Here is a 24,599-nt window from a genome sequence, read left to right on the forward strand (position 1 = left end):
TGTATGCAAGTCAACATCAGTGGACACCAACTGGAAGTGACCGAACCTCTGCGCGCTTACATCGGCGAAAAACTCGACCGACTTGAGCGGCACTTTGACAAGATTACCAATGTGCAGGTAACGCTGGCCGTCGAAAAACTGAAGCAGAAAATCGAGGCCACGCTGCACATCCATGGTGGGGAAGTCGTCGCCAATGCAGAACATGACGACATGTATGCCGCAATCGACTTGCTCACGGACAAGCTTGACCGCCAACTGAAAAAGCATAAGGAAAAGCAACTCCACCTTCTCCAAGGCACGGGTCGCTAACACTCCCCTCCCATGATCCGACTTGAAAGCATCCTGACCCCCGGCCGTTCCCTGGTGAACGTGCCGGGCGGCAGCAAAAAACGCGCCCTCGAACAAATTGCCAACCTGATCAGCCGCGAAGTGCCTGATCTTGAGATGCAAGATGTCTTCGAAAGCCTGATTGCCCGTGAAAAACTGGGCTCTACCGGTTTTGGCAACGGCATTGCCATTCCACACTGCCGCCTCAAAGGCTGTGAGTCGCCCATCAGTGCCCTGATGCACCTGGACGCTCCCATCGATTTCGACGCCATCGACGGCGCACCGGTCGACCTGCTGTTCGTACTGCTGGTCCCGGAAGCCGCCACCGATGCGCACCTGGAACTGCTCCGGCAGATTGCCAGCATGCTGGACCGCAAAGAAGTGCGCGACAAACTGCGCAGCGCCACCAGCAACGAAGCCTTGTACAAGGTTGTCCTGGACGAACAGAACGGTCAGTAATCATGCGTTTGATCATCGTCAGCGGCCGGTCCGGCTCAGGTAAAAGCACCGCCCTCGATGTACTCGAGGACAATGGCTATTACTGCATCGACAACCTGCCGGCCGGGCTGTTGCCCGAGCTGGCCGAACGGGCGTTGATCCACACCGAACTGACACAGCCCCTGGTCGCCGTGTCGATCGACGCCCGCAACCTGCCCAGCCACCTGTCGCGCTTCCCCGAACTGCTCGAGGAAGTCCGCAGCCGGCATATCCAGTGCGATGTGCTGTACCTGGATGCTGACGAAGAAACCCTGCTCAAGCGCTTTTCCGAAACCCGCCGCCGCCACCCCTTGAGCAGCAACAATCGCTCGCTGGCCGAGGCGATCCAGGACGAAAGCCATCTGCTGGGACCGATCGCCGACCTGGCCGATCTCAAGGTCAACACCACCAACCTGAACCTGTATCAACTGCGCGATACCATCAAGTTGCGCCTGTTGAACCAACCGGAACCGGGCACCGCCTTTCTGGTGGAGTCTTTCGGATTCAAGCGTGGCATGCCGGTCGATGCCGACCTGGTATTCGATGTACGCTGCCTGCCCAACCCGTACTGGAAACCCGAGTTGCGTGCCCAGTCCGGGCTCGACCAGCCGGTTGCCGAATACCTGGCCGCCCAGCCGGACGTCGAGGAAATGTTCCAGGACATCTCCAGCTACCTGCTGAAATGGTTGCCCCGTTTCGCCGCCAGCAACCGCGCCTACGTCACTATTGCCATTGGCTGCACGGGCGGCCACCATCGCTCGGTCTACCTGACCGAACGCTTGGGCCAAGTCCTGCAAAAGTCCCTGAAGAACGTCCAGGTTCGCCACCGCGACCTTAGCTGAAAGGATCTACCCCGCGATGCCTGCTCTGGAAATTGAAATCATCAACAAACTGGGCCTGCATGCCCGTGCCTCGGCAAAGTTCGTCGGCGTGGCCGGTCAGTTTCCTTGCCAGATCCGCGCAGGGAGAACGCCGGAGTCGATGGTCGACGGCAAGAGCATCATGGCAATGATGATGCTGGCCGCCGGCAAGGGCACCAGGATTCATCTGAAGACCGAAGGCGAACAGGAGCAGGAGGCGCTGGAAGCGCTGGTGGCACTGATCAACAACTTCTTCGACGAAGGCGAGTAAGGTCGGCAAGGCAAACCTGCCGCAAAGGCACTCAAGCGAGTGCCGTATCCATGACCATCATCAGGCAAAAGCCGACACACAAGCCCAGGCTGGCCAGCTTCTCATGACCGTTGCGTCGGGATTCGGGAATCACTTCGTGGGTCACCACCAGCAGCATCGCCCCCGCCGCCAACGCCAGCCCGAGCGGCAACAGCATCTCGGCCAAGCTCACCAGCCACGCACAAAGCAACGCGAACACCGGCTCCACCAGGCCTGAAGCGGCGCCGATCAGGAATGCCTTGACCCTGGACATGCCGGCGCCAGCCAGCACCAAAGCAATCACCAGCCCTTCCGGCACATCCTGCAAGGCGATGCCCATGGCCAGGCTGTCCGCCTCCGGCATGCCTCCACCCGCGGAAACACCTACGGCCATTCCTTCGGGAATGTTGTGGGCGATGATGGCAAACACAAACAGCCAGATTCGCGGCGGGATGACCGGATGCTCAAGGGTGCCCACCAGTTTCTCCGGGTTGCCCCCCGAGACTTTGCGGTCCACCAGAAACAACCCCAAGGCACCGAGCATGATGCCGAAGCTGATCAGGCCACTCGACGCCCAGGGCGACAGTCCGAGTTTTTCCGCCGCAGCGATCCCGGGCACGATCAACGAAAAGGCCGTAGCCGCCAGCATCACCCCGGCGCCGAATCCCAACAGGGTGTCACTCAGCGCCAGCGGCATCTTGCGAATGACCAACACGGGCACTGCCCCCAGCGCGGTTCCCAGGGCACAGACCGCCCCACCCTGCAATGCACGCAACAAGCGCGGCTCCAGGTCCAGCCAGGACAAGCCCTGGGCAACCAGCAATGCAGTACCCGCCAACAGCAACAGCGAACCGAATGCGTAACGAAACATCCGCCCGCTGCTGATCGTCAGTGTTTCAGTGCCCATAGTCAGCCTTAGGTCTTTTTTATAGGAGGGGGCTCAAACCAGTGCGGCCTGATAGCGCTCGGCTACTTCAGGCCAATTGATCACGTTGTAGAACGCATTGATGTATTCCGGCCGCCGGTTCTGGTAACGCAGGTAATAGGCGTGCTCCCACACGTCCAGACCGAGAATCGGGGTATTGCCGTTCATCAACGGGCTGTCCTGGTTGCCGCTGCTCTCGACGACCAGGGTCTTTTGCGGGGTCACGCTGAGCCAGGCCCAACCGCTGCCAAAACGCGTGAGCGCGGCCTTGGTGAAGGCCTCCTTGAAACTCTCGAAACCGCCCAGCTGCTCGTCGATCGCCTGGCCCAGCGCACCGTTCGGCTTGCCTCCGCCGCTCGGCGCCATCACCGCCCAGAACAGCGAATGGTTGGCGTGACCACCGCCCTGGTTGATCACCGCTGCACGCAACTTCTCCGGCAATTGCTGGACCCCGGCCACCAGCTTTTCCACCGACCAGTCGGCCCATTCGGTGCCTTCCACGGCCGCGTTGAGGTTGTTGATGTAGGTCTGGTGATGCTTGGTGTAGTGAATTTCCATGGTCTGCGCATCGATGTGCGGTTCCAGGGCGTCGTAGGCGTAGGGCAATGCAGGCAAGGTAAAGGACATATCAATGTGCTCCGTAATGAGGGGCATTCGGGGTCGCGGTGCCGGCAGTCGATTGCGCGACATTGCTCTCCAGCAGGCGATGCGTACGGGGGTATTCACCGTGCTCACCGATGAAGTTGAGCAACTCGACATAGGTCTTGCTGCTCTGGCGCAGCGCGGCTTCCCGCAGCGCCGGCGCCAGGCGGCTGTCCTGCATGGTCTGCAACAACCGCTGATGGATGGCGCAGAGGTACTCCGCGCTCTCCTCCGGCTGGTTCAGGCGCAGGTGCAGGTCCGCCAGGTTGTGATGGGAGATGACACAAGCCGCCACCGCTTCGTCGGCATCGCTCCAGCGCTCGAACAACACCTGCGCCAGGGCCAGGGCCTGCAAGTAATACTCGCGGGCATCCACCAGGTCGCCCTGCATGAAGAAACGGTTTGCCCTTTCGATCGTGCGTTTCCAGTGCTCCATGGTGAACCTCCAAAGCAATGTCGGGATTTACACGCCGCCCGCGGTGAGTTTTTCCGGGTCGAGCAGGATCTCCAGCTGGCTGCGTGACAGATCAGTGTGTTCAAGGGCGACATCGATCACCGGGCGCCCCTGCTTGTAGGCGGTCTTGGCGATTTCAGCGGCCTTCTGGTAGCCGATGATCGGGTTGAGCGCCGTGACCAGGATCGGGTTGCGCGACAGCGCCTCCTTGAGCTTGGGCTCGTTGACCTTGAAGCTAGCAATCGCCTTGTCCGCCAGCAGGCGGCTGGAATTGGCCAGCAACTCGATGCTGCTCAACAGGTTCTGGGCGATGATCGGCAGCATGACGTTCAGCTCGAAGTTGCCCGACTGCCCCGCCACCGTGATCGTGGTGTCGTTGCCGATCACCTGGGCCGCCACCATCGCCGTGGCCTCCGGAATCACCGGGTTGACCTTGCCGGGCATGATCGAAGACCCCGGTTGCAACCCTTCCAGCTCGATTTCGCCGAGGCCGGCCAACGGCCCGGAGTTCATCCAGCGCAGGTCGTTGGCGATCTTCATCAAGGTGACCGCGATAGCCTTGAGCTGGCCCGAGACCGCCACCGCGGTGTCCTGGGAGCCGATCAGTGCGAACAGGTTCTTGCCCGGGGTGAACTGCACCTGGGTCAGGCTGCTCAACTGCCGGCTGAAACCCGCGGCGAACTGCGGGTGAGCGTTGATCCCGGTGCCCACGGCCGTGCCACCCTGCGCCAGGGATTGCAGGCTCGGCAGCAGATCCTGCAGGTGACCGATATTGGCCTTGAGCTGCTGCGCCCAGCCTTCCAGCACCTGGCTCATACGCACTGGCATCGCGTCCATCAGGTGGGTGCGGCCGGTCTTGATGAAGGGATGGACCTCGACCGCCTTGCGCTCGATGACTTGCACCAGGTGCACCAGCGCCGGCAGCAGTTGTTCGTGCAAGCCCAGCGCGGCGCTGACGTGGATGGTGGTCGGAATGATGTCGTTGCTGCTCTGCCCGCAGTTCACATGGTCGTTGGGGTTGACCGGTTCGCCGAGCAAACGGCTGGCCAGGGTGGCAATGACTTCGTTGGCGTTCATGTTGGAACTGGTGCCGGACCCGGTCTGGAAGATATCCACCGGGAAATGCTGCATGAAGTCGCCTTCCAGCAAGCCCTGGGCAGCATCGACTATGGCCTTGCCCTGGGATTCGCTCAGTTGCTTGAGTTCGACGTTGGCCTTGGCCGCGGCCGCCTTGGCCAGGATCAGCGCGCGGATGAACTGCGCCGGCATGCGCTGGTGGCTGATGGGAAAGTTATCCACCGCGCGCTGGGTTTGCGCGCCATACAGCGCCTGCTCCGGAACATGCAGTTCGCCCATGCTGTCGCGTTCGATACGGGTATTACTCATCGGGAAATCCTTGCACCAGTTCGATAAGGGGAATGGATGGCAGCAACGAGCAAGTCGCCAGTTGCCAGGCATGGCTTTGCCAGCGTTTGAGCCGGCATTTGCAGAAAGACAGGCGTTCCAGGTCACGCAACGGGCGCCAGGCCTGGTCCAGGCACTGGCTGCGCCAATGCCAGGGCAGCGCGGTATCGGTGGCGGTATCGAGCAGCAGGCGGAATGAAGTTTCGGCGATCAGCCAGGGCGAGGTGGCGGTGCAACACGCCAGATAGCGCCCTTCGGCCAGGTAATGCTCGATCAGGCGCGGCTCGTCCGGATCGAGGGCACAACGGATCTGGCGACTCATCCAACGCCAGCTTTCGAGATAAGACTGCTCGTGCAAGGCAGAACTCATGACCTGGGCTCATTCGATAATGAGATTTATTATTATATGATATTGAGAATCAAAACAAGCTCAAGACCAAGCGTCCCTGCACAGGTGGCTAGGGTTGGTCAGTGTTCAAAAGCCGGGCAATAAAAAAGCGCGCGCCCCGGGCGGGACGCGCGCTTTCGCTGACGCCGTTACGACTTAGCTGCCAGCGACCGTCATGCGCTCGATCAATACCGAACCGGTGCGGATGTTGCTGCGCAACTCCAGATCGTTACCGACGGCGATGATCTGCTTGAACATGTCGCGCATATTGCCGGCAATGGTGACTTCCTGGACAGCGAACTGGATTTCGCCATTTTCCACCCAGAAACCGGCCGCGCCCCGGGAGTAATCGCCGGTGACCATGTTCAGCCCGTGGCCCATCAGTTCGGTGACCAGCAGGCCCCGGCCCATGCGGCGCAGCAAGGCCGCCTGGTCTTCCTCGCCATGGGTCACGAACAGGTTGTGCACGCCACCGGCGTTGGCGGTGCTGGGCAGGCCGAGCTTGCGCCCGGAATAAGTCCCTAGCACGTAGGACACCAGTTCGCCGTTCTCGACGAAAGGCTTGGCGTAAGTGGCCAGGCCATCGCCATCGAACGCCGAACTGCCCAAGGCGCGCATCAAGTGCGGACGCTCATCGATGGTCAGCCACTCGGGGAACAGCCGCTGCCCCAGCGCGCCCTCGAGGAAGGACGATTTGCGGTACAGGTTGCCGCCGGAAATCGCCCCCAGGAAGCTGCCGAACAGGCCGCCGGCCAGTTCCGCAGAAAACAGCACCGGCACTTCGCAGGTCGGCACCGGGCGGGCGCCCAGGCGGCTCGCAGCACGTTGCGCGGCGCGCTGGCCGATGGTCACCGGGTCCGTCAACAGATGGCCCTGGCGATTGACGTCATACCAATAGTCACGCTGCATCTGGCCGTCGGCCTCGGCGATCATCACGCAACTCAAGCTGTGCCGAGTCGAAGCATAACCGCCGATAAAACCGTGGCTGTTGCCGTACACACGGCAGCCCTGGTGGGTGCTCAGGGTAGTGCCGTCAGCGTTCTTGATCCGGCTGTCGGCGGCAAAAGCCGCGGCTTCACAGGCCAGCGCCTGCTCGATGGCTTGCTCCGGGGTAATGTCCCAGGCGTGGAACAGGTCGAAGTCCGGCACGTCCCGGGCCATCAGGGCGGCATCGGCCAACCCCGAGCTTTCGTCTTCCGAGGTGTGTTTGGCGATGGCCAGGGCCGCGGCGACGGTTTCACGAATCGCCTCGGGACCACTGGCCGAGGTACTGGCCGAGCCCTTGCGCTGGCCGACATAGAGCGTGATGCCAAAGCCCTGGTCGCGATTGAACTCGACGGTTTCCACTTCCCGCTGGCGAACCGAAGTCGACAGGCCCTGCTCCAGAGAAACCGCCACTTCGCAGGCACTGGCACCCTGGCGCTTGGCCTCGGCGATGATCTGCTCGACTTGTTCCTGCAGTGCCGGCAAAGCCTGCGGGCCGACGCTTTGTGCTGCACTCATGGTTTTCTCCACTCAAATTCTGCTTTCGGTTAAGGCCTTCGAGCGACCGGGCCGGACAAGCGGCCCCCGACTGGTTATCATGGCGGCGTTTCTTTGCGGACTGCCACCATGGTTGATTCTTACGACGACTCCCTCGATGGGGAGAAAAGCAAATCCCAGGTCAAACGCGAGCTGCATGCTCTGGTTGACCTCGGCGAGCGCCTTACAACACTCAAGCCCGACTTGCTGAACAAACTGCCGTTGACCGACGCTCTGCGCCGGGCCCTGGCGGATGCGCCCAAGCATGTCGCCCATATCGCGCGCAAACGCCACCTGCAATTCATCGGCAAGCTGATGCGCGATCAGGACACCAGCGCGATCCTGGTGCTGCTGGACCAACTCGACGCCTCGACTCGCCAGTACAACGAACGTTTCCATGGCCTGGAGCGCTGGCGCGATCGCTTGATCGCGGGCGATGACGCGGTCCTGGAAAAGTTCGTCACCGACTATCCGCAAGCGGATCGTCAGCAGCTGCGCTCCCTGGTCCGTCAGGCCCAGCATGAGGTGGCCCATAACAAGCCGCCTGCCTCCAGCCGTAAAATCTTCAAATACATCCGCGAGCTGGACGAGACTCAACGCGGCCTGCGCTGAGCCTCGACTCGGGTGGGTTGCCCGGCAACTCACCCGCCGCTTCACTTCTTAAGCGCCCGTGCCACCCACGGTGATCGCATCGATCTTCAAGGTCGGCTGGCCGACACCCACCGGCACCGACTGCCCATCCTTGCCACAGGTCCCCACACCACTGTCCAGCGCCAGGTCGTTACCGACCATCGACACCCGGCTCATGGCTTCCGGCCCGTTACCGATCAGGGTCGCGCCCTTGACTGGCGCGGTGATCTTGCCGTCTTCGATCAGATACGCCTCGCTGGTGGAGAACACGAACTTGCCACTGGTGATGTCCACCTGACCACCGCCCAGGTTGGCGCAATAGATGCCCTTTTTCACCGAAGCAATGATTTCCGCCGGATCGCTTTCGCCACCCAGCATGTAGGTGTTGGTCATGCGCGGCATCGGCAGGTGCGCATAGGATTCGCGGCGACCGTTGCCGGTGCGGGCCACGCCCATCAGGCGGGCATTGAGTTTGTCCTGCATGTAGCCCTTGAGCACACCGTTCTCGATCAGGGTGGTGCATTCGGTCGGGGTGCCTTCGTCATCGATGCTCAGCGAGCCGCGCCGCCCGGCCAGGGTGCCGTCGTCGACGATGGTGCAGAGTTTCGAGGCCACCATTTCGCCCATGCGGCCACTGTAGGCCGAGCTGCCCTTGCGGTTGAAATCGCCCTCCAGGCCATGCCCCACTGCTTCGTGCAACAGCACGCCAGACCAGCCCGAACCCAGTACCACCGGCAAGGTGCCGGCTGGCGCGGGGATGGCTTCCAGGTTGACCAGGGCCTGGCGCAATGCCTCACGGGCGTACCCCATGGCACGGTCTTCACTGAGGAAATAACGGTAGTCGGTACGCCCGCCGCCGCCATGGCCGCCACGTTCGCGGCGACCGTTCTGCTCGACGATCACGCTGACGTTGAAGCGCACCAAAGGCCGCACATCCGCCGCCAGGCCGCCATCGGTGGAGGCCACGAGGATGCGCTCCCAGACTCCGGCCATGCTGACGCTGACCTGCTGGATACGTGGATCGAGAGCACGGGTCGCGGCGTCGACACGCTTGAGCAGCTCGACCTTTTCCGCGCGGCTGATGACTTCCAGGGGGTTGTCCGACGCATACAGCTGGGCCACGTCCTGGGTGGTAAAGGCCTGCACGGTACCGTTCTGCCCGGCGCGGGAAATCGAGCGCGCGGCCCGGGCAGCCAGGCCGAGCGCTTCGAGGGTGATGGCATTGCTGTAGGCAAAACCGGTTTTCTCACCCGATTGCGCCCGCACGCCAACGCCCTGGTCCAGATTGAAGCTGCCTTCCTTGACGATGCCATCTTCCAGCGACCAGGACTCGGAAATCTGCCCCTGGAAATACAGGTCGGCGGCATCGATACCCGGGCCGGCCAGATCGCCGAGCACGCCCTGCAGGCTTTCCAGGGTCACGCCACCGGGCGCCAGAAGGTGTTCACTGACTGAAGATAACAACCCGCTCATATGCTTTACGCCTTAAATTCGTCGTTCTTAAGCAAGTCGCTGCGCGCCTTGCGAGAAAAAGCGCCGGTGACTGGCCACCGGCATGCGCGCCCGGATGGACGCCTGTTCGCTGCTGTCGCGCTCGGCCAGCAGCACGGCCTCGCCTTGATCCTGCTGCGCCAGCACCCGGCCCCAGGGGTCGACGATGGCCGCATGGCCGAAGGTCTCCCGGGGTCCCGGATGAACGCCGCCCTGCGCCGCCGCCAGCAGGTAGCACTGGGTTTCGATGGCCCGGGCGCGGATCAATACGTCCCAATGCGCCGCGCCGGTCACGGCGGTGAACGCCGAAGGAGCGCTGATCAGCTCCGCCCCGGCGGCTCGCAATTCGCTGTACAGCTCCGGAAAACGCAGGTCGTAGCACACGGTCAGGCCAACCCGGCCCACCGGCGTATCCGCCACCACCACCTGCTCTCCATGAGCATAGTCATCCGACTCCCGGTAACGGCCGCGATTGTCGGCCACGTCGACGTCGAACAGATGCAGCTTGTCGTAGCGCGCCACTTGCTCGCCGTGCTCGTCGATCAGCAGCGAGCAGGCCCGGGCCTTGGTCTCCGGCTGATCCACCGGAGGCAGCGGCAAGGTACCGGCGACTATCCATAACTTGAGGTCGCGGGCGGCCTGTTTCAACCAGGGCAGGATCGGGCCTTCGCCCCGGGCCTCGGCCCGACCGATGGCCGCCGCATCGCGGCGCCCCATGGCGGCGAAGTTCTCCGGCAATACAGCCAGCCGCGCACCGCCGGCAGCGGCCTGCTCCAGCAGTTGGCGCGCCTGCTGTAGATTGGCCAGAACGTCGCTCTGGCTGACCATTTGAATCACCGCAAGGGACATGGCGCACTCCAGGTTGGATATGTGGCCATGCTACTCCATAGGCCCGGGCCGCGGTTTTTCAAAAAGGTTTGTCGAAGGTGATTTTCGGGTCCTTCCAGGGCCCCTTGACGCTGTACTGGACGCTGGCGAAGCGCGACACCCGGTCGCCGATCAGCTTGTCGATCAGGAACAGCGCCCCGCCGACCGCCGGCGCACCGACGATCAGCGCGGCGATCGGCAGGTTGTTGGTCACCGGCAGCGTCACCAGCAGCTTCGAATCCACCTGGTCGGCCACCAGGTCCAGGGTGCCATTGAGTTCCAGGTTGCTCGACGGCCCGGTCAGGGTGATGGGCTCACGGGTCACGTAGACACCGTTGCTGGCCACCAGCAAACCCTTGACCCGGTCGTAGCTCAGGCCCTTGCCGAACAGGTCGGAGAAGTCCAGGCGCAAGCGCCGGCCGATGGAATTGAAGTTCAGCAGGCCGAATACCCGCAAGGCCTGCGCCCCGCCTTCGACTTCCACGAACTGGCCTTTGCGCAGGGTCGCATCCAGGCTGCCCGAGAACCGCTTGGGCCCGACCCAGGCCGGCGAGCCAGGCCAGCGCCCGTCCACATCCAGGTGGAACTCTTCGCTGGTCACGGTCGGCGCAAAGCCCCAGCCCTTGAGCACGTCCGCCAGGTTCTTGCCACCCAGGCGGCCTTTGTACCAGCTGGTGGCCGCGCCGGGTTCGCCTTCCCAGCCGCCGGAGCCTTGCAGGACCATGCCCTTGAGGCCCAGGTCGAGGCTGTTGAAAGCCATGCCCTTGGCGGTCGGGCGCACTTTCAGCGACCAGGCGCCGATCAGGTCGTTGCCCTGGTACAGCTGATTGATCGAGAGATCCAGCGCCGGGACTTTCTTCGGGTCGACCGAGGCCAGCGGGTCCGGCGCGTTTTCGTCGGCCTGCGCCGTCGGATCGGCGGCCGGCAGGCGCACATACTGCAGATTGATCGCCATCGGCGCCGCCTTGGCATCGGGAATCGCCACGTTGCCCTTGGCTTGCTGGCTGTCGAGCTGCAGGGCCCAGGAGGACGGCTTGCGCGTCAACTGCACACGGGCCTCGTCCAGGGTCGTGCCGAAACCGCTGAGCTTGCCGACCCTGAAGTCGGCGCCGCTGAGCAGCTGCTTGGCGCTACCGCTCGCGTCCTGCCCGGCATACCGATCGACCAGCGCCTTCCACGGCTCCACATCCAGTTCCGAAAGCACACCGCGCACCCGCAGGCCCTTGGCCCCCGGCAGCACGGCATCGCCTTCGCCGAGGAACAACTCGCCACGGCCATCGGCAAAATTGCCGCTCGGCGCGGCGAAGGTAAAGTTGGCCAGATCGCCGTAATCGAACCAGTAACGCCGCTCGGCGCCCTGCAAGGTCATGCGCAACACGCTGTCACGTCCCTGGCTGGCCGTCATGCCGAAAGGCGCTGGCAAGTCGACGGCAACCCCCTTGAGGCTGGAGCTGACCATCAGTTGGCTGTCCGCGCCATCGAGGTTGAGCTGCAATTGGTAGGGAATGTCACCGGAAACCGGCAGCGGCTGGTTGTATTTCAGCCACTCCGTGAGCTTATTGACCGACACCTGGCCCTTGGCAACGACCCGGGTATCGAGCTTGCCAGGACGGCCGTCGGCAAAAATCTGCGCGGTCACCGGGCGCTCGAAGGCCTGGGCGCTGATGCCCTGGCCGCTCAGCCCTTTGCTGCTGTCGAAGCGGAAATCGCCCTTGAGCTGGCTCAACTCCAGCTCCGGCTCGCTCAACTTGAGTCGCGCCTTGCTGGTCTTGAAGTCCACCAGCACCTTCGGTTCTTCTCCCTTGACCAGCGGGATATCCAGTTTCAGCTTGCCCTGCAGGTCGCCATCACCCTGCCAGCCGGCAAAGGTCGGGCCCGTGCCGATCGGCGCTTCCTGAAGGATCTTCAAGCCATCGCCCAGGCCGCCAGCGAACTCGCCGTCGATAAACATGTGGGGGCTTTGCCCGGCGGGCACATGGGGAATATTGACGTAGACATCCTTCACCTGGGTGTCGAGCAACTGACCCTGGCTGACCAGGATGCGCACGCCGCTGTCCTCGATGAACACATCGCCGCTGACCTTGCCGATGTGCGGCCAGCCCGGCTGGAAGGCCAGCTCGGCATCGTGCACCTTGAAGAACAGGCTGATGCTGCGCGCGGTGTCGGCTGCACCATGGTTCAGCGAACCCTGGTACTGGAAGAAACCTTCATCCACCGCGCCCTTGAGGATTGCCGTGCGCAGCCATTCGTCCAGGGCCGGGCTGAGCACCTCGGGCAGGTACTTGGCGGTATAACGACCGTCGCCATCGACCAGACCGACCCGCAGGTCCATATAGTCTTCCTGGGTGTGGTCGAAATGCAGGCGGATCAGGAAGTCGCCGGCGATCTTGCCCTCCTCGCCCAGGACCTTGAGGTACGGCGCGATCAGGGTGAACCCCTGCTGGTCGAGCTTCCAGGTCAGCCGGGCATTGGCCTGCAGGTATTGCCAGGGCTTGGCGAAGATCGGGTCCAGGTGCAAGGCAAAGTCCTTGCTGTCCATGCGCAGCTCGCCCTGCCCCAGGTCGCCGCTGATGCTGCCGCTGACGTTACGAGCCGCCGGCGCGCCGTGATAGGCGTTGAACCCGACCTGCTCCAGGTTGGCGGCAAAACTCAGGCGCTGATCGCCGCTGACCTGCGGCCGGAAGTCGAACAGGATGTTGCGCAGCGCGCCCGTGACCTTGAGGTTGTCGATGAGGGTCGCGACCTTTTCCGGCAACGGCGCCCAGGCATCCAGGACCGGCGTGATCGGCGTCAGGTCGAGGCGGTCGGCCTGCAAGTGCCAGAGCTCTTCGGCACTGTTGACGGTACCGGTCTGTTGCAGGTGCAGGCGTGACTCCCAGCGCGTCTCGCCGATGTTCATGGCCAGCGAGTCGAAGGCGACGCTGAGGCCCTGCTCGTTGCGCTGGAAATAGGCATTGAGCGCCAGGTTCTTCACGGTGACCGGTTTGCGCTCGTCATAGGCCCCGCTGACCTGCGGCGCGTTCAGACGCGCGACCATGCTCTGCAGCAGGCCATCGCCCCAACTGAGCCAGAACTCGCCACCGGCCTTGAGTTCGGAGAACGTCCACTGTTGGGTCACGCGCGGCGGCAGCCATTTCGCCCAGTCGCTTTGTGGCAGGCTCAGGTAAGCGTCGGCCTGCCCTTCGCGCCAGGCGCTGGCGCGGATTCGCGTGCGCAAGCTGACAGCCAGGGGCTGACCGTCCGGCAGGGTCAGGCGCGCATCCAGGCGTTGACGGCCGGGGCCGACACGCAGATTGAGGCCGACGTAGGTCAAGGCAATCGCGGGATGATCGAGCGGTTGCAGGGTCACCTGGCTGTCGAGCACCGACAGCTCACTGACCATCTGCATGCGGTTGAGCAACTGCTCGGGGTCGAGAGGCTGGTTATCCTGCACCGGCAGGCCTTCGAGCGCCCAGCGCCCATCCGGACCTTCCTTCAGGCTCAGGTTGAGGCCGCTGAACTCAAGGTGTTTGACCCGCAGTTGGCGCGCAAGGGCGCTGCCAGGCAGGTCGGGCGCCACCCGCACCTGATCCAGGCGCAAGGCGTTGGCGCCCTCTCCGACTGTCACATCGTGGGCCAGCAGGATGGGCGAGAAACCGCTCCAGCTGCCTTCCAGCCGACCGATCTGCACCGGCATGCCCAAGGCTTCCTGAGCCTTGGCCTGGACCTCGGCCCGATATTCGGCCACCAGCGGGGTCAGCTCCCGACCCAGGCTGACGTACAAGGCCGTCAGCACCAGCAGTAACGCACAAAGCCCCAGCCCCCAGCGGGTCAGAGCAGCGAGAAAGCGCATCAGACGCTCCATGTCAGTTGGCCCCCGTGGCAAGAGTCATGTGAAAACCGGGGCCAGCTGTATCCGGTAAATGTAGGGTACGCGGACTCAGAGCAGCACCACGTCGTATTGTTCCTGGGAATACATGGTTTCGACCTGAAAACGGATGGTCCGGCCGATAAAGGCCTCTAGCTCCGCGACGTTGCCCGACTCTTCGTCGAGCAGCCGGTCGACCACTTTCTGGTTCGCCAGGACCCGATAACCTTCGGCCTGATAGGCCCGCGCTTCCCGGAGGATTTCCCGGAAGATTTCGTAGCAGATGGTTTCCGGGGTTTTCAGCTTGCCGCGGCCCTGGCAGCTGCTGCAGGGCTCGCAGAGCACCTGCTCAAGACTTTCCCGGGTACGCTTGCGGGTCATCTGCACCAGGCCCAACTCGGTAATGCCGATGATGTTGGTCTTGGCGTGATCACGCTCCAGCTGTTTTTCCAGGGTGCGCAGCACCTGGCGCTGGTGTTCTTCATCTTCCATGTCGATGAAGTCGATGATGATGATCCCGCCCAAGTTGCGCAGGCGCAGCTGGCGGGCAATGGCGGTCGCCGCTTCGAGATTGGTCTTGAAGATGGTTTCTTCGAGGTTGCGGTGACCGACGAAAGCCCCGGTGTTGACGTCGATGGTGCTCATGGCTTCCGCCGGGTCGACCACCAGGTAACCGCCGGACTTGAGCGGTACCTTGCGCTCCAGGGCTTTCTGGATTTCGTCTTCGACGCCATACAGGTCGAAGATCGGCCGCTCGCCCGGATAGTGTTCCAGGCGATCGGCGATTTCCGGCATCAGTTCGGCGACGAATTGCGTGGTTTTCTGGAAGGTTTCCCGGGAATCGATGCGGATCTTCTCGATCTTCGGGCTGACCAGGTCACGCAGGGTACGCAGGGCCAGGCCCAGGTCTTCGTAAATGACACTGGGGGCGCCGATGGTCTTGATCTGCGCGCCGATCTGATCCCACAAGCGGCGCAGGTAACGGATGTCCATCATGATTTCGTCGGCGCCCGCGCCCTCGGCGGCGGTACGCAGGATGAAACCACCGGCTTCCTTGATGCCTTCCTGGGCCACGCAATCGCTAACCACCTGTTTCAGGCGCTCGCGCTCGGCTTCGTCCTCGATCTTCAAAGAGATGCCGACATGGGCGGTGCGCGGCATGTACACCAGGTAGCGCGAAGGGATCGACAGCTGGGTGGTCAGGCGCGCGCCCTTGGAGCCGATCGGGTCCTTGGTCACCTGCACCACCAGGCTCTGCCCTTCATGGACCAGGGCGCCGATGCTTTCCACCGCCGGCCCTTCGCGCAGGGAGATTTCCGAGGCATGAATGAATGCCGCGCGATCCAGGCCGATATCGACGAACGCCGCCTGCATGCCGGGCAGAACCCGGACCACCTTGCCTTTATAGATATTGCCGACAATCCCGCGACGCTGGGTCCGCTCGACATGGACTTCTTGCAGCACACCGTTTTCGACCACCGCCACGCGCGACTCCATCGGCGTGATGTTGATCAGAATCTCTTCACTCATGGCAGGGTCTCGTTCAGGCATATTCACTATGGATGGCCGCATCGGTAGGTACGGCGCTTAGCGCACTGCAAGGTTTTGCCAACAGGGTATGCCGAAATGGCCAAGTAGTTCTGCGGTTTCGCATACCGGCAAGCCGACGACAGCGGAATAACTGCCATTGAGCCCTGCCACGAATACCGCCGCAAGCCCCTGGATGCCATAGCCGCCAGCCTTGTCGCGGGGCTCGCCGCTGGCCCAGTAGCGGGCCGCCTCGTCATCGCCGATCGCCCGGAAGCGCACCAGGCTGCGGACCACCCGCGACTCGCAGCGCTGGCCATCGAGCACGGCAATGGCGGTCAGCACTTCATGTTCGCGATCCGACAGGGCCATGAGCATCGACTGCGCATCGGCCTGGTCCAGCGGTTTGCCCAGGATCTGCCCATCAAGGACCACCGCGGTGTCGGCGCCCAGGACACAGGCCGCAGACTGGCCATCGGCGATCAGCGCATACCCGGCCGCCGCCTTGTCGCGCGCCAGGCGCTCGACATAGGCCGCTGGGTTTTCATCAGGGAGAGGGGTTTCATCGATATCCGCACTGATGGCGGTAAAAGGCACGCCGATCTGCGTGAGCAGTTCCCGTCGACGCGGCGAGCCTGAGGCGAGATAAAGCGATTTCATCAAGACATCTCCCTGTCGAGGTACGGGCAAATGCCTGACCGAATCAGTTGATTTTGAAACGTCGGCGCAACCCGCGCAAACCGAAGCTGACCCAAGGCCAGAGCAAGGCACTGACCAATGCCGGCAGCACCAGTGCAAGGGTCGGTTGACGGTTGCCGGTCAAGGCGCTGAGCCACAGCTGGACCAGTTGCGCCAGGCCGAAGATCACCAGGATCACCAGGCTTTGCTGCCACATCGGGAACATGCGCAAGCGCTGTTGCAACGACAGCACCAGGAAGGTGATCAGGGTCAGGATCAGCGCGTTCTGCCCCAGCAATGTGCCGTACAGCACATCCTCGGCCAGCCCCAGGCACCAGGCCGTGACCATGCCGACCTTGTGCGGCAGGGCCAGGGCCCAGAACGCCAGCAGCAAGGCCAGCCAGAGCGGGCGCAGGATTTCCATGAATTGTGGCAACGGCGACACGCTGAGCAGCATGCCGATGGCGAAGGTCAGCCAGACCATCCAGCCGTTTCGGGACATTATTCTCTTCCTCCCGTGGGGGCCGGGGCCGCTGCAGGCGGCTTGGGCGCGGCGGGTCTGGTGGCGGCGGGCTTGACCGGAGCCGGATGGGCCACGGGCTTGACCGGCGTCGTGGCGGCTGGCGTCGCGGGGGCAGCGGCCGGTGCGGCAGGAGCGGTCGCGGTGGCCGGCGTCGCGGGCACGACAGGCTTGGGCACGGTCGCCGGGACCACCGGCGTGGCGGTGCCGCCCTGCTGGTCCTGCGCTTCCTGAGCCTGGGCGGCATCGTTGGCACGCTCTTCGGCGGTGCGGTTATCGCTGAACACCAGCAACAGGTAACGGCTGCGGTTCAAGGCGGCCGTCGGCACAGCGCGCACGATGGCAAACGGCTGGCCGGAGTCATGGATCACTTCCTTGACCGTCGCCACCGGGTAACCCGCCGGGAAACGCTGGCCCAGGCCGGAACTGACCAGCAGGTCGCCTTCCTTGATGTCCGCGGTGTCGGCCACATGACGCAGCTCAAGGCGTTCCGGATTGCCGGTACCGCTGGCAATCGCCCGCAGACCGTTGCGGTTCACCTGGACAGGAATGCTGTGGGTGGTGTCGGTCAGCAGCAGCACGCGGGAGGTATAAGGCATCAGCTCGACCACCTGCCCCATCAGGCCACGGGCATCGAGTACCGGTTGCCCGAGCACCACGCCGTCGCGCTCACCCTTGTTGATGATGATGCGATGAGTGAAGGGGTTGGGGTCCATGCCGATCAGCTCGGCCACTTCGACCTTCTCGTTGACCAGCGCGGAGGAGTTGAGCAACTCGCGCAGGCGAACGTTCTGCTCGGTCAAGGCGGCGAGCTTTTGCATGCGGCCCTGGAGCAACAGGTTTTCGGTCTTGAGTTTTTCGTTTTCGGCGACCAGTTCGGTGCGGCTGCCAAACTGGCTGGCCACACCCTGCCATAGCCGTTGTGGCAGGTCGGTGATCCAGTAGGACTGCATCAGCACCAGCGACATTTGGCTACGCACTGGCTTGAGCAGTGTGAAGCGGGCATCGACCACCATCAGCGCGACCGATAGCACGACCAGCACCAACAGGCGTACGCCCAATGAGGGGCCTTTGGCGAAAAGCGGTTTAATAAGCCGCTCCTCCCAGGCAAATGTTCTCTTTATTCATACGGCTTCAAACCGGCCTGGAGCAGAATGACAGAAGATAAACGCCAACAGGCAGCACTGCAAAGTGCTGCCTGCGAGCGGAACACATGGATGCACCCGGCGCGATTATTCGCTGGAGAGCAGGTCCATGGTGTGTTTGTCCATCATTTCCAATGCACGGCCACCGCCGCGGGCTACGCAGGTCAGCGGGTCTTCGGCGACGATCACCGGCAGACCGGTTTCCTGGGCCAGCAACTTGTCCAGGTCACGCAGCAGGGCGCCACCACCGGTCAGCACCAGACCGCGCTCGGCGATGTCCGAAGCCAGTTCCGGAGGCGATTGCTCCAGCGCGCTTTTCACCGCCTGAACGATGGTTGCCAGGGACTCTTGCAGAGCTTCCAGCACTTCATTGGAGTTCAGGGTGAATGCGCGTGGCACGCCTTCGGCCAGGTTACGGCCACGAACGTCGACTTCACGGACTTCGCCGCCCGGGTAGGCAGTACCGATTTCCTGCTTGATGCGCTCGGCGGTGGATTCGCCGATCAGGCTGCCGTAGTTGCGACGCACGTAGGTGATGATCGCTTCGTCGAAACGGTCACCGCCGACACGTACGGATTCGGCGTAAACCACACCGTTCAGGGAGATCAGGGCAATCTCGGTGGTACCGCCACCGATATCCACGACCATCGAGCCGCGGGCTTCTTCGACCGGCAGGCCGGCACCGATCGCGGCCGCCATCGGCTCTTCGATCAGGAACACTTCACGGGCACCGGCACCGAGGGCCGATTCACGGATGGCACGACGCTCGACCTGGGTGGACTTGCATGGAACGCAGATCAGCACACGAGGGCTGGGCTGCAGAAAACTGTTTTCGTGAACCTTGTTGATAAAGTATTGCAGCATCTTTTCGCAGACACTGAAGTCGGCGATCACGCCGTCCTTCATCGGACGAATGGCAGCAATGTTGCCCGGAGTACGACCGAGCATGCGCTTGGCTTCGGTACCGACAGCCACGACACTTTTCTGATTACCGTGGGTCCGAATGGCCACAACCGATGGTTCATTCAGGACAATACCGCGCTCGCGCACGTAAATAAGGGTGTTGGCAGTGCCCAGGTCAATGGAAAGATCGCTGGAAAACATGCCACGCAGTTTCTTGAACATGGGAAAGGGACCCTAGGCAACGCGTGGGTAAAAAAGTGCGGCAAACTCTAACAACGACAGGGATTTTGGGCAAGGCGCCAATATGTTAAATTGACCGCTTTTCTGTGCACCAACCCCCACAATCGCGGCCTTATGACCGTAGAAATGCGGTAGTGTTCCGACAATCTAACACACGGACGAGATCCGTTCTGTTTTCCACTGGAGAATCCCATGGCGCTTGAACGCTCCGACGTGGAAAAAATCGCTCATCTGGCCAGCCTTGGCCTCAATGAAGCCGATCTTCCACATATCACCTGCGACCTGAACAGCATTCTCGGGCTGGTGGATGCAATGCAGGCAGTCGATACCGACGGTATCGAGCCCCTGGCCCACCCGCTGGAAGCCAGCCAGCGCCTGCGCGCAGACGTTGTGACCGAGTCCAATCATCGCGAGGCCTATCAGTCCATCGCACCAGCGGTCGAAAACGGCCTGTACCTGGTTCCGAAAGTCATCGACTAAAGGGAAAGAGCCTGCAATGCATCACATGACCCTGGCCGAGATCGCCCGCGGACTCGCCGACAAGAAGTTTTCCTCCGAAGAGCTGACCAAGACCCTGCTGGCGCGCATCACCCAGCTCGACCCGCAGCTCAACAGCTTCATCAGCCTCACCGAAGAACTCGCGCTGCAGCAGGCCAAGGCCGCTGACGCCCGTCGCGCGAACGGTGAGAGCGGCGCCCTGCTCGGCGCGCCGATCGCCCACAAGGACCTGTTCTGCACCCAGGGCATCCGCACCAGCTGCGGCTCGAAGATGCTCGACAATTTCAAGGCGCCCTACGACGCCACCGTGGTCGCCAAGCTGGCCGCCGCCGGGACCGTGACCCTGGGCAAGACCAACATGGACGAATTCGCCATGGGCTCGGGCAACGAGACCAGCTATTACGGCGCGGCGAAAAACCCGTGGAACCTGGAGCGCGTTCCGGGCGGCTCGTCTGGCGGTTCGGCGGCCGCGGTCGCTGCGCGCCTGCTGCCTGCCGCCACCGGCACCGACACCGGCGGCTCGATCCGCCAGCCGGCTGCATTGACCAACCTCACCGGCCTGAAACCGACCTACGGTCGCGTTTCGCGCTGGGGCATGATCGCCTACGCCTCCAGCCTCGATCAGGGCGGCCCGCTGGCACGCACCGCCGAGGACTGCGCGATCCTGCTGCAAGGCATGGCCGGCTTCGACCCGCAGGACTCCACCAGCATCGACGAACCGGTACCGGACTACAGCGCCAGCCTCAACGGCTCGCTGCAGGGCCTGCGCATCGGCGTACCCAAGGAATACTTCAGCGCCGGCCTCGACCCGCGCATCGCCGAGCTGATCCACAACAGCGTCAAGGAGCTGGAAAAGCTCGGCGCCGTGATCAAGGAAATCAGCCTGCCGAACATGCAGCACGCCATCCCGGCGTACTACGTGATCGCTCCGGCGGAAGCCTCCTCCAACCTGTCGCGTTTCGACGGCGTGCGCTTCGGCTACCGCTGCGAGAACCCGGCAAACCTGGAAGACCTGTACAAGCGCTCCCGTGGCGAAGGTTTCGGCAGCGAAGTGCAGCGCCGGATCATGGTCGGTGCCTATGCCCTGTCGGCCGGTTACTACGACGCCTACTACCTGAAGGCGCAGAAGATCCGTCGCCTGATCAAGAACGACTTCATGGCTGCCTTTAATGAAGTCGACATCATCCTTGGCCCGACCACGCCGAACCCGGCCTGGAAAATCGGCGACAAAAGCAGCGACCCGGTCGCTGCGTATCTGGAAGACGTTTACACCATCACCGCCAACCTCGCGGGTCTGCCGGGCTTGTCCATGCCCGCCGGCTTCGTCGACGGCTTGCCGGTCGGCGTGCAACTGCTCGCCCCGTATTTCCAGGAAGGCCGTCTGTTGAACGTTGCCCACCAGTATCAGTTGAACACTGACTGGCACACCCGCACACCAACCGGCTTCTGAGGAGAAACACATGCAATGGGAAGTCGTGATCGGGCTGGAGATTCACACCCAGCTCACCACCAAATCGAAGATTTTCTCCGGTAGCTCCACCGCCTTCGGTGCCGAGCCCAACACCCAGGCCAGCCTGGTGGACCTGGGCATGCCCGGCGTACTGCCGGTGCTGAACCAGGAAGCAGTGCGCATGGCGGTCATGTTCGGCCTGGCCATCGACGCCGAGATCGGCCAGCACAACGTGTTCGCCCGCAAGAACTACTTCTACCCCGACCTGCCCAAGGGCTATCAGATCAGCCAGATGGAACTGCCGATCGTCGGCAAGGGCCACCTGGACATCCCGCTGGAAGACGGCACGGTCAAACGCGTCGGCATCACCCGCGCGCACCTGGAAGAAGACGCTGGCAAGAGCCTGCACGAAGAGTTCAATGGCGCCAGCGGCATTGACCTGAACCGCGCCGGCACCCCGCTGCTGGAAATCGTTTCCGAGCCGGACATGCGCAGCGCCAAGGAAGCCGTGGCCTACGTCAAGTCGATCCACGCCCTGGTGCGCTACCTGGGAATCTGCGACGGCAACATGGCCGAAGGCTCCCTGCGTTGCGACTGCAACGTCTCGGTACGCCCCAAAGGCCAGGCCGAGTTCGGCACTCGCTGCGAGATCAAGAACGTCAACTCGTTCCGCTTCATCGAGAAAGCCATCAACTCGGAAGTCCAGCGTCAGATCGAACTGATCGAGGACGGCGGCAAGGTCATCCAGCAGACCCGCCTGTACGACCCGAACAAGGACGAGACCCGTCCGATGCGCAGCAAGGAAGAAGCCAACGACTACCGTTACTTCCCCGACCCGGACCTGCTGCCAGTGGTCATCGAGGACTCGTTCCTCGACCAGGTACGCGCCACCCTGCCCGAGCTGCCACCGCAGAAACGCGAGCGCTTCCAGGCGCAGTTCGGCCTGTCGGTCTACGACGCCAGCGTGCTGGCCACCAGCCGCGAACAGGCGGACTACTTCGAGAAGGTCGCGAGCATCGCCGGTGATGCCAAGCTCGCCGCCAACTGGGTCATGGTCGAGTTGGGCAGCCTGCTGAACAAGCAGGGCCTGGAAATCGATGAGGCGCCAGTCTCGGCCGAGCAACTGGGCGGCATGCTGCTGCGCATCAAGGACAACACCATCTCCGGCAAGATCGCCAAGACCGTGTTCGAAGCCATGGCCAATGGCGAAGGCAGCGCCGACGAAATCATCGACAAGCGCGGCCTCAAGCAGGTCACCGACACCGGCGCCATCTCCGCCGTGCTGGACGAAATGCTGGCGGCCAACGCCGAGCAGGTCGAACAGTATCGCGCCGCCGATGAAGCCAAGCGCGGCAAGATGTTCGGCTTCTTCGTCGGCCAGGCGATGAAGGCTTCCAAAGGCAAGGCCAACCCGCAGCAAGTGAACGAATTGCTGAAAAGCAAACTCGAAGGCTGACTGCAGTGTTGATGGCGGAGTTCGAATATTCCGCCCCTGTAGGAGCGAGCGTGCTCGCGATTGCGTTGTCTCAGACAGGACGCTATCGCGAGCACGCTCGCTCCTACTCTTGTATCTGGGGTCCCGTATTGATGAAACGCTTGCTGGGCTGCCTGGCCCTTTTCTCACTCCTGGCCGGCTGCGCCAGTCATGTCATCGACCCGCGGGGTTACGACAAGACCGGCGTCGCTTCCTATTACGGCGCCAAGCACCATGGCAAACGCACCGCCAGCGGCGAACCCTTCAACCAGCACGGCATGACCGCCGCGCACCGCGAGCTGCCATTCGGCACCCGGGTCAAAGTCACCAACCTCAATAACGACAAGAGCGTCGTGGTCCGGATCAACGACCGCGGCCCGCATACCCGTGGCCGCCTGATCGATTTGTCGCGTGCCGCCGCGCAACAGTTGGGTATGATCAGAAGCGGCACCGCCAAGGTGCGCGTGCAAGCCATCAGCGACTGACCCACGGAGCCCTGATCATTTTCGGATTAACCGATTTACCGCTGCTCAGCGTTCTCCAGTTGTTCAGTGGCCTGGTCCTGCTGGTCGCCGGCGCCGAATTGCTGGTACGCGGCGCGGTCCGCCTCGCCGCCCGCCTGCGCGTACGAGCGCTGATCATCGGCCTGAGCATCGTCGCCTTCGGCAGCAGCGCCCCGCAGATGGCCGTCAGCCTGCAAGCCACCCTGGCGGAAAACACCGATATCGCCGTCGGCAGCGTGATCGGCAGCGGCATCTTCAACATCCTGGTGACCCTCGGCCTGTCCGCCCTGATCATTCCGCTACGGGTATCGCGCCAGCTGGTGCGGCTGGACATCCCGTTGATGATCCTCGCCAGCCTGCTGGTGTTCGCCCTGGCCTACAACGAAGAACTGACGCCCCTCGACGGCCTGGTCCTGCTGGCGACCCTGATCCTCTACCTGGGGTTGCTGCTGCGCCAGTCGCGGCACTCGGCGCGCCCACAGTCCCAGCAAGCCCCCGACGCCCCCCGCCCACACTGGCTGAGCAGCCTGCTGTGGATGATCGGCGGCCTGCTCCTGCTGGTGTTCGCCGGCCATCTGCTGGTCGAGGCGGCGGTGGAAGTCGCCACCGACCTGGGGCTGTCCGAACGCATCATCGGCCTGACCATAGTCGCCGTCGGCACCTCCCTGCCGGCCCTGGCCACCTCGCTGATCGCCGCCTTGCGCGGCCAGCGCGACATTGCCGTGGGCAACGTCATCGGCAGCAACCTGTTCAATCTGCTGGGGGTCCTGGGTTTCACCGCCCTGGTGGCGCCGACGCCCTTGTCGGTATCGCCCAATGCCGTGGACTTCGACCTGCCAGTAATGCTCGGCGTCGCGGTGCTGTGCCTGCCGGTGTTCTATTCGGGTTATCGGGTCACCCGCGCCGAAGGCCTGCTGTTTCTCGGCCTGTACCTGGCCTATGGGCTGCACGTGGTGTCCTTCACCACCGGCATGCCGCTGGCCGGCAAGCTGGAAGACTTGATGCTGTTTTTTGTCCTGCCAGTGCTGGTGGCGTTCCTGCTGTTCAGTTCGCTGCGGGCCTGGCGCCGCCAACATAAAAAAGGGGAAGCGCAATGACCGAGAATAAAAAGCAGGGCGTGGAAATGCGCCGCCAGGTGATGGGCGATGCCTTCGTCGATCGCGCCCTGGGCAATGCCACCGAGTTCAGCCAGCCGCTGCAGGATTTCGTCAACGAACATGCCTGGGGCAGCGTCTGGAACCGCGAAGGCCTGCCGCTGAAAACCCGCAGCCTGATCACCCTCGCCGCCCTGACCGCGCTCAAGTGCCCGCAGGAACTCAAGGGTCATGTCCGCGGCGCCCTGAATAACGGCTGCACCGTGGAAGAGATTCGCGAGGCGCTGCTGCATTGCGCGGTGTATGCCGGCGTACCGGCGGCGATCGACGCGTTCCGCGCCGCCCAGGAAGTGATCGACACTTACCAGAAAGCGGAATGATTCCCTTGTAGGAGCGGCCGGTCGACGCTCGATTGCCCGCGATGGCGGTGTGTCAGGCGGGTCGC

Annotated in this window: 25 protein-coding genes; 11 read left to right on the forward strand and 14 right to left on the reverse strand. The window is 63.0% G+C overall.

Translation table 11 applies throughout. From position 1 onward, the window contains the following. The first annotated feature begins 3 nt into the window (after positions 1 to 3). The 4 genes from hpf to AC07Y9_RS12980 are packed head-to-tail and all read left to right on the forward strand — an operon-like array spanning position 4 to position 1,935. A complete protein-coding gene (gene hpf / locus AC07Y9_RS12965; RefSeq protein WP_007929872.1) occupies positions 4 to 309 on the forward strand; it encodes a ribosome hibernation-promoting factor, HPF/YfiA family in 306 nt (101 codons plus the stop codon). A gap of 12 nt (positions 310 to 321) precedes the next feature. Beyond that, positions 322 to 786: a PTS IIA-like nitrogen regulatory protein PtsN gene (ptsN, locus tag AC07Y9_RS12970; RefSeq protein WP_007929873.1), complete on the forward strand. Its 465-nt coding sequence runs from the start codon at positions 322 to 324 to the stop codon at positions 784 to 786. 2 nt (positions 787 to 788) lie between these two features. Further along, positions 789 to 1,646 carry an RNase adapter RapZ gene (gene rapZ / locus AC07Y9_RS12975; RefSeq protein WP_007929875.1) on the forward strand — a complete coding sequence of 286 codons (858 nt, stop codon included), beginning with the start codon at positions 789 to 791 and terminating at the stop codon, positions 1,644 to 1,646. Positions 1,647 to 1,662: 16 nt separating this feature from the next. Next, the gene (locus AC07Y9_RS12980) at positions 1,663 to 1,935 is read left to right on the forward strand and encodes an HPr family phosphocarrier protein (protein ID WP_007929877.1); all 273 of its coding nucleotides are present in this window, start codon (positions 1,663 to 1,665) and stop codon (positions 1,933 to 1,935) included. 31 nt (positions 1,936 to 1,966) lie between these two features. Here the strand turns inward: AC07Y9_RS12980 and AC07Y9_RS12985 are convergent, their stop codons facing one another. The 6 genes from AC07Y9_RS12985 to pmbA all read right to left on the reverse strand — a co-directional run bounded on the left by AC07Y9_RS12985 (position 1,967) and on the right by pmbA (position 7,269). Beyond that, on the reverse strand, positions 1,967 to 2,860 hold the full coding sequence (locus AC07Y9_RS12985; RefSeq protein WP_063428373.1) for a ZIP family metal transporter: 894 nt from the start codon (positions 2,858 to 2,860) through the stop codon (positions 1,967 to 1,969). A gap of 33 nt (positions 2,861 to 2,893) precedes the next feature. Next, complete coding sequence (locus tag AC07Y9_RS12990) at positions 2,894 to 3,505, reverse strand: superoxide dismutase (protein ID WP_102678632.1); 612 nt, start codon at positions 3,503 to 3,505, stop codon at positions 2,894 to 2,896. 1 nt (position 3,506) lies between these two features. Continuing rightward, complete coding sequence (locus tag AC07Y9_RS12995) at positions 3,507 to 3,956, reverse strand: DUF2753 family protein (protein WP_062823663.1); 450 nt, start codon at positions 3,954 to 3,956, stop codon at positions 3,507 to 3,509. Between the two features lie 27 nt (positions 3,957 to 3,983). Next, positions 3,984 to 5,360, reverse strand: a complete 1,377-nt coding sequence (locus AC07Y9_RS13000) for a class II fumarate hydratase (RefSeq protein WP_007929894.1) — start codon at positions 5,358 to 5,360, stop codon at positions 3,984 to 3,986. After that, complete coding sequence (locus AC07Y9_RS13005; protein ID WP_102678633.1) at positions 5,353 to 5,748, reverse strand: FagA protein; 396 nt, start codon at positions 5,746 to 5,748, stop codon at positions 5,353 to 5,355. Before AC07Y9_RS13005 ends, AC07Y9_RS13000 begins: the two co-directional genes overlap by 8 nt. 174 nt (positions 5,749 to 5,922) lie before the next feature. Then, positions 5,923 to 7,269: a metalloprotease PmbA gene (gene pmbA, locus AC07Y9_RS13010; RefSeq protein ID WP_007929896.1), complete on the reverse strand. Its 1,347-nt coding sequence runs from the start codon at positions 7,267 to 7,269 to the stop codon at positions 5,923 to 5,925. A 108-nt stretch (positions 7,270 to 7,377) separates the two neighbouring features. Between pmbA and yjgA the strand changes: the two genes are divergently transcribed. Then, positions 7,378 to 7,899, forward strand: coding sequence for a ribosome biogenesis factor YjgA (gene yjgA, locus AC07Y9_RS13015; protein WP_102678634.1), 522 nt, complete (start codon positions 7,378 to 7,380; stop codon positions 7,897 to 7,899). A gap of 48 nt (positions 7,900 to 7,947) precedes the next feature. On the opposite strand, the gene tldD is transcribed toward yjgA, so the two are convergent. The 8 genes from tldD to mreB form a co-directional block, all read right to left on the reverse strand. Next, positions 7,948 to 9,390: a metalloprotease TldD gene (gene tldD / locus AC07Y9_RS13020; RefSeq protein ID WP_102678635.1), complete on the reverse strand. Its 1,443-nt coding sequence runs from the start codon at positions 9,388 to 9,390 to the stop codon at positions 7,948 to 7,950. A 27-nt stretch (positions 9,391 to 9,417) separates the two neighbouring features. Next, complete coding sequence (locus tag AC07Y9_RS13025; protein ID WP_102678636.1) at positions 9,418 to 10,257, reverse strand: carbon-nitrogen hydrolase family protein; 840 nt, start codon at positions 10,255 to 10,257, stop codon at positions 9,418 to 9,420. Between the two features lie 58 nt (positions 10,258 to 10,315). Continuing rightward, positions 10,316 to 14,119, reverse strand: a complete 3,804-nt coding sequence (locus AC07Y9_RS13030; protein ID WP_102678637.1) for a YhdP family protein — start codon at positions 14,117 to 14,119, stop codon at positions 10,316 to 10,318. 75 nt (positions 14,120 to 14,194) lie between these two features. After that, positions 14,195 to 15,652, reverse strand: coding sequence for a ribonuclease G (gene rng / locus AC07Y9_RS13035; protein ID WP_007929907.1), 1,458 nt, complete (start codon positions 15,650 to 15,652; stop codon positions 14,195 to 14,197). A 57-nt stretch (positions 15,653 to 15,709) separates the two neighbouring features. Further along, entirely contained in the window at positions 15,710 to 16,309 is a 600-nt protein-coding gene (locus AC07Y9_RS13040) for a Maf family protein (protein ID WP_101336847.1), read from the reverse strand. Between the two features lie 43 nt (positions 16,310 to 16,352). Further along, on the reverse strand, positions 16,353 to 16,829 hold the full coding sequence (mreD, locus tag AC07Y9_RS13045; protein ID WP_009042183.1) for a rod shape-determining protein MreD: 477 nt from the start codon (positions 16,827 to 16,829) through the stop codon (positions 16,353 to 16,355). Then, positions 16,829 to 17,938 (reverse strand): rod shape-determining protein MreC, encoded by a 1,110-nt coding sequence (gene mreC, locus AC07Y9_RS13050; RefSeq protein WP_081502468.1) that lies wholly within the window; start codon positions 17,936 to 17,938, stop codon positions 16,829 to 16,831. The genes mreD and mreC overlap by 1 nt, the downstream gene beginning before the upstream one ends. Before the next feature lie 141 nt (positions 17,939 to 18,079). After that, positions 18,080 to 19,117, reverse strand: coding sequence for a rod shape-determining protein MreB (mreB, locus tag AC07Y9_RS13055; protein WP_002555108.1), 1,038 nt, complete (start codon positions 19,115 to 19,117; stop codon positions 18,080 to 18,082). Positions 19,118 to 19,327: 210 nt separating this feature from the next. Here mreB and gatC point away from each other — a divergent pair, with 210 nt between their 5' ends. The 6 genes from gatC (at position 19,328) to AC07Y9_RS13085 (ending at position 24,534) form a co-directional block, all read left to right on the forward strand. Further along, a complete protein-coding gene (gene gatC, locus AC07Y9_RS13060; protein WP_007929913.1) occupies positions 19,328 to 19,615 on the forward strand; it encodes an Asp-tRNA(Asn)/Glu-tRNA(Gln) amidotransferase subunit GatC in 288 nt (95 codons plus the stop codon). A 16-nt stretch (positions 19,616 to 19,631) separates the two neighbouring features. Continuing rightward, the gene (gene gatA / locus AC07Y9_RS13065) at positions 19,632 to 21,083 is read left to right on the forward strand and encodes an Asp-tRNA(Asn)/Glu-tRNA(Gln) amidotransferase subunit GatA (protein WP_102678638.1); all 1,452 of its coding nucleotides are present in this window, start codon (positions 19,632 to 19,634) and stop codon (positions 21,081 to 21,083) included. A gap of 10 nt (positions 21,084 to 21,093) precedes the next feature. After that, entirely contained in the window at positions 21,094 to 22,539 is a 1,446-nt protein-coding gene (gene gatB, locus AC07Y9_RS13070) for an Asp-tRNA(Asn)/Glu-tRNA(Gln) amidotransferase subunit GatB (protein ID WP_087091251.1), read from the forward strand. Between the two features lie 131 nt (positions 22,540 to 22,670). Further along, positions 22,671 to 23,042, forward strand: coding sequence for a septal ring lytic transglycosylase RlpA family protein (locus AC07Y9_RS13075; protein ID WP_037035547.1), 372 nt, complete (start codon positions 22,671 to 22,673; stop codon positions 23,040 to 23,042). Positions 23,043 to 23,083: 41 nt separating this feature from the next. Continuing rightward, complete coding sequence (locus AC07Y9_RS13080) at positions 23,084 to 24,157, forward strand: calcium/sodium antiporter (RefSeq protein ID WP_256580858.1); 1,074 nt, start codon at positions 23,084 to 23,086, stop codon at positions 24,155 to 24,157. Next, a complete protein-coding gene (locus AC07Y9_RS13085) occupies positions 24,154 to 24,534 on the forward strand; it encodes a carboxymuconolactone decarboxylase family protein (protein WP_097305610.1) in 381 nt (126 codons plus the stop codon). The genes AC07Y9_RS13080 and AC07Y9_RS13085 overlap by 4 nt, the downstream gene beginning before the upstream one ends. Positions 24,535 to 24,599: the final 65 nt, after the last annotated feature.

The organism is Pseudomonas sp. GW456-L12 (assembly GCF_059424045.1).

Bases quoted from the DNA above. Each gene is read 5' to 3' on its own strand.
- AC07Y9_RS12990 (WP_102678632.1), bottom strand. From the start codon at position 3,505: ATGTCCTTTACCTTGCCTGCATTGCCCTACGCCTACGACGCCCTGGAA.
- AC07Y9_RS12980 (WP_007929877.1), top strand. From the start codon at position 1,663: ATGCCTGCTCTGGAAATTGAAATCATCAACAAACTGGGCCTGCATGCC.
- gatC (WP_007929913.1), top strand. From the start codon at position 19,328: ATGGCGCTTGAACGCTCCGACGTGGAAAAAATCGCTCATCTGGCCAGC.
- AC07Y9_RS13040 (WP_101336847.1), bottom strand. From the start codon at position 16,309: ATGAAATCGCTTTATCTCGCCTCAGGCTCGCCGCGTCGACGGGAACTG.
- gatB (WP_087091251.1), top strand. From the start codon at position 21,094: ATGCAATGGGAAGTCGTGATCGGGCTGGAGATTCACACCCAGCTCACC.
- yjgA (WP_102678634.1), top strand. From the start codon at position 7,378: ATGGTTGATTCTTACGACGACTCCCTCGATGGGGAGAAAAGCAAATCC.
- rng (WP_007929907.1), bottom strand. From the start codon at position 15,652: ATGAGTGAAGAGATTCTGATCAACATCACGCCGATGGAGTCGCGCGTG.
- mreB (WP_002555108.1), bottom strand. From the start codon at position 19,117: ATGTTCAAGAAACTGCGTGGCATGTTTTCCAGCGATCTTTCCATTGAC.
- AC07Y9_RS13075 (WP_037035547.1), top strand. From the start codon at position 22,671: ATGAAACGCTTGCTGGGCTGCCTGGCCCTTTTCTCACTCCTGGCCGGC.
- gatA (WP_102678638.1), top strand. From the start codon at position 19,632: ATGCATCACATGACCCTGGCCGAGATCGCCCGCGGACTCGCCGACAAG.
- AC07Y9_RS13000 (WP_007929894.1), bottom strand. From the start codon at position 5,360: ATGAGTAATACCCGTATCGAACGCGACAGCATGGGCGAACTGCATGTT.
- tldD (WP_102678635.1), bottom strand. From the start codon at position 9,390: ATGAGCGGGTTGTTATCTTCAGTCAGTGAACACCTTCTGGCGCCCGGT.
- rapZ (WP_007929875.1), top strand. From the start codon at position 789: ATGCGTTTGATCATCGTCAGCGGCCGGTCCGGCTCAGGTAAAAGCACC.
- AC07Y9_RS12985 (WP_063428373.1), bottom strand. From the start codon at position 2,860: ATGGGCACTGAAACACTGACGATCAGCAGCGGGCGGATGTTTCGTTAC.
- mreD (WP_009042183.1), bottom strand. From the start codon at position 16,829: ATGTCCCGAAACGGCTGGATGGTCTGGCTGACCTTCGCCATCGGCATG.
- pmbA (WP_007929896.1), bottom strand. From the start codon at position 7,269: ATGAGTGCAGCACAAAGCGTCGGCCCGCAGGCTTTGCCGGCACTGCAG.
- AC07Y9_RS13005 (WP_102678633.1), bottom strand. From the start codon at position 5,748: ATGAGTTCTGCCTTGCACGAGCAGTCTTATCTCGAAAGCTGGCGTTGG.
- AC07Y9_RS13030 (WP_102678637.1), bottom strand. From the start codon at position 14,119: ATGGAGCGTCTGATGCGCTTTCTCGCTGCTCTGACCCGCTGGGGGCTG.
- AC07Y9_RS12995 (WP_062823663.1), bottom strand. From the start codon at position 3,956: ATGGAGCACTGGAAACGCACGATCGAAAGGGCAAACCGTTTCTTCATG.
- AC07Y9_RS13085 (WP_097305610.1), top strand. From the start codon at position 24,154: ATGACCGAGAATAAAAAGCAGGGCGTGGAAATGCGCCGCCAGGTGATG.
- AC07Y9_RS13025 (WP_102678636.1), bottom strand. From the start codon at position 10,257: ATGTCCCTTGCGGTGATTCAAATGGTCAGCCAGAGCGACGTTCTGGCC.
- hpf (WP_007929872.1), top strand. From the start codon at position 4: ATGCAAGTCAACATCAGTGGACACCAACTGGAAGTGACCGAACCTCTG.
- ptsN (WP_007929873.1), top strand. From the start codon at position 322: ATGATCCGACTTGAAAGCATCCTGACCCCCGGCCGTTCCCTGGTGAAC.